5 protein-coding genes and 1 pseudogene are annotated in these 3,049 nt (G+C 60.6%); 1 reads left to right on the top strand and 5 read right to left on the bottom strand.

All coding sequences use genetic code 11. The annotated features are described in order from the left end of the window. A pseudogene (locus ACQKPE_RS26160) lies at positions 1–193 on the top strand (hypothetical protein); the annotation flags it as partial. A 57-nt stretch (positions 194–250) separates the two neighbouring features. On the opposite strand, the gene ACQKPE_RS26155 reads toward ACQKPE_RS26160, so the two are convergent. From ACQKPE_RS26155 to ACQKPE_RS26135, 5 genes are all read right to left on the bottom strand, one after another. Continuing rightward, positions 251–553: a Fis family transcriptional regulator gene (locus ACQKPE_RS26155; protein WP_427669591.1), complete on the bottom strand. Its 303-nt coding sequence runs from the start codon at positions 551–553 to the stop codon at positions 251–253. Positions 554–558: 5 nt separating this feature from the next. After that, positions 559–921, bottom strand: coding sequence for a type II toxin-antitoxin system RelE/ParE family toxin (locus ACQKPE_RS26150; protein WP_427669590.1), 363 nt, complete (start codon positions 919–921; stop codon positions 559–561). 105 nt (positions 922–1,026) lie between these two features. Next, positions 1,027–2,004: a GTPase gene (yjiA, locus tag ACQKPE_RS26145; protein WP_427669588.1), complete on the bottom strand. Its 978-nt coding sequence runs from the start codon at positions 2,002–2,004 to the stop codon at positions 1,027–1,029. A gap of 74 nt (positions 2,005–2,078) precedes the next feature. Next, positions 2,079–2,276, bottom strand: coding sequence for a YbdD/YjiX family protein (locus ACQKPE_RS26140; protein ID WP_375101757.1), 198 nt, complete (start codon positions 2,274–2,276; stop codon positions 2,079–2,081). A gap of 20 nt (positions 2,277–2,296) precedes the next feature. Continuing rightward, positions 2,297–3,049, bottom strand: a 753-nt coding sequence (locus ACQKPE_RS26135) for a carbon starvation CstA family protein (protein WP_427669586.1), incomplete at its 5' end; no start/stop codon positions are given.

The following is a 3,049-nucleotide window of genomic DNA, read 5'->3' as shown; positions in this document are numbered from 1 at the left end:
GTTCGCCAGTGAGCAACTGGTACAGCACGATGCCCACCGAGAACACGTCCGAGCGGCCATCGACCAACTCGCCGCAGAACTGGCGGGCTGGATCTGCGACATCCTGGCCGACCTGAACAACGAAGCGGTGATCGACGCCGTTCGCGAGAAGGTCAAGGCCATCTGCAAGAAGCTGCCGGTCTACGGCAACTGATTGGCGAACGCCTGATGTGAAAAAGCCCGGCCATGTGCCGGGCTTTTTCTTTGCGTTCTACAGCGGGCCGGGAAGTGTTTCCGGTACCAGGCGAATCTCGATGCGCTGCCCTAGCGCTTTGGCTGCGCTGGCCAGTGTTGCCAGGGTCATGCCCGAGTCGGTCTGGTCCAGAGCCCGGTCTACAGCCGTTCTACTGGTGTGCATGCGCTGCGCCAGCATCGTCTTGCTGATCTTCTGCGACTTCATGGCCTCAGCAAGCTGCCAGGCAATGACTCTTTTCAAAGCGGCCGCAGAAACCTCCTCGGCCAACCCTTCTTCGGCGAGAAAATCTTCGAAATCCGAGCCTATGTGCGGGTGCATAGGGTTTATCTCCTTAATCTTGCCTTGCGCTGCCTGGCCATGGCCAGATCAGCTGTAGGTGTCTTGCGACTTTTCTTGATGAAGCCATGGAGAAGCAACAAGCATCCCTCTACCAGTGTGAACATCACGCGAGCAATGCTCTCCCCCAAGTCCACACGAATCTCCCATAAACCGGGCTCCATTTTTCTGACCAGGGGCATGCCTAGCGGCCACCCCAGCTGTACACTCTTGATCTCGATACCTACGCGTTGGCGATGCTCACGCGGCAAGGCGCTCAACCATTCTCGTACAGGCTCGTTACCAAGTTCGGTCCGGAAGAATCTGACATTTAGAACGATGTGCTGATCGCACGAGGAGAACTGTACCAAAAAAGGTACTCCTTGGGTTCAGGTTTATCTGCTTGGCGATGCCGAAAAATCGCAGGCAAAAAAATGCCGCCTTGCGGCGGCATTAACCAGTCAGACGCTTCCGACTCAGCTGTCGCTCAACGCCTCGAAGCCTGCCCGGATCTTCTGCTCCGGCAGCTCATCCCCAATGAACACCATCACACTCTCGCGCGCCTCACCCTCTGCCCACTCGGCATCCCAATCGAAGCCATACAGCTTGAGCACGCCCTGGAACACCAGGCGGCGGTCATTGCCAGCGATGTTCAGCACACCCTTGTAGCGCAACAGCTGCTTGCCGTGGGTTTCCAGCAGCTCGTTCATGAAGTCGCTGAGGCGGTCGATGTCCAGTGCCGTTTCGGTGCGCAGCACCAGGGTGGAGATACGATCGGGCGTGGCCGGTTTTAGCACCGGGCGCAGGCTGGGCTTGAGGCTGCCGCCCAGGTCTGGGTTGAGATTGAAGCCACGCACATCGAGCAGTTCGGCCAGGTCGATACGGCCGTGCTCAACTACGCGCTGTGCGGCACGGCCATTGATGCGTGCCAGGCGCTCACCCAGGGCCTCGAGTTCTGCGGGCTCCACCAGGTCGGTCTTGGAGAGCAGCAGGCGGTCGGCGAAACCCACCTGGGCCTGGGCGATGGCCTGGGTCAGGTGCACCTCGGCGTGCTTGGCATCCACCAGGGTGATGATGCCGTCGAGGATGTAGCGGTCGCGCAGTTCTTCGTCGATGAAAAAGGTTTGTGCTACCGGGGCCGGGTCGGCTAGGCCAGTGCACTCGATCACCAGGCGATCGAAGGCGATTTCGCCGGCGTCGAGGCGTTCGAGCAGCAGCACCAGGGCACGGGTCAGGTCGCCGTGGATGCTGCAACACACGCAGCCGTTGGCCAGGGTCATCACCTGGACCGGCTCGTCCCCGAGCAGTTGGCTGTCGATGCCCGCCTCGCTGAATTCGTTTTCGATCACCGCGATCTTCAGGCCGTGTTCGGCCTTGAGCATATGCTTGAGCAACGTGGTCTTGCCGGCGCCGAGGAAGCCGGTGAGTACGGTAACGGGAATAGGCGTTTGCACGCAGGTGTCTCCATGAAGCCGAAAAAGATGTGGGAGCCCGGCTGGGCTCCCACAGGTTCACGCGTGTCGCGGGGTCAACAACACTTGGGGCCGCCCTTGCCGCCATAACGCGCTTCCTGGCGCTCGCGGAAGAACGCCTCATAGCTCATCACCGGCAGGTCCGGGTGCGTTTTCTGCATATGCTCGACATACGTGTCGTAGTCAGGCATGCCCACCATCAGGCGGGCGGCTTGCCCCAGGTACTTACCCAGTCGACCCAGGTCGTTGAACATCACTGCATTCCTCTATTCGATCAAGCGTCAGGCAATGCCTGGAACGGGGTTTCCTTGTCGCTGCGCTCCTTGCGACCCAAGGCAGCGATAGCGACCTTGATAGCGAAGAACAATATGCTGAATACCACGATCAAGAACAGTACCGTCAGGCCGGCGTTGGTGTAGGCGTTGAGGATCACGTGCTGCATCTGACCGATGTCCTTGGCCGGTGCCAGTACCTGGCCGGCGTCCAGCGCGGCGCTGTACTTCTTGGCCAAGGCCAGGAAGCCGACGGCCGGGTTCGGGTCGAACAGCTTGATAAAGCTGGCGGTGGTGGTACAGATCAGCAGCCAGGTAGCCGGCACTAGGGTCACCCATATGTAGCGCTGGCGCTTCATCTTGATCAGCACCACGGTACCCAGCATCAGTGCGATACCGGCCAGCATCTGGTTCGAGATACCGAACAGCGGCCACAAGGTGTTGATGCCGCCCAGCGGGTCGACCACGCCTTGGTACAGCAGGTAGCCCCACAGTGCCACGCAACCACCGGTGGCGAGCATGTTGGCGCCCCACGACTCGGTGCGCTTCAGGGCTGGCACGAAGCTGCCCAGCAGGTCTTGCAGCATGAAGCGACCGGCACGGGTACCGGCGTCCACCGCGGTGAGGATGAACAGCGCCTCGAACAGAATCGCGAAGTGATACCAGAAGGCCATGGTGTTCTCACCCGGCAGCACCTGGTGCAGGATCTGCGCGATACCTACCGCCAGGGTCGGTGCACCACCGGCACGGGCCAG

The organism is Pseudomonas sp. NPDC089554 (assembly GCF_050280645.1).
Classification (GTDB): Bacteria; Pseudomonadota; Gammaproteobacteria; order Pseudomonadales; family Pseudomonadaceae; genus Aquipseudomonas.
Note: the sequence above shows the minus strand (reverse complement) of the source record. Positions and strands in the feature narration are given on the sequence as shown.

Excerpts from the sequence above, each read along its gene's own strand:
- ACQKPE_RS26155 (WP_427669591.1), bottom strand. The coding sequence starts at position 553 with ATGCACCCGCACATAGGCTCGGATTTCGAAGATTTTCTCGCCGAAGAA.
- ACQKPE_RS26140 (WP_375101757.1), bottom strand. The coding sequence starts at position 2,276 with ATGTTCAACGACCTGGGTCGACTGGGTAAGTACCTGGGGCAAGCCGCC.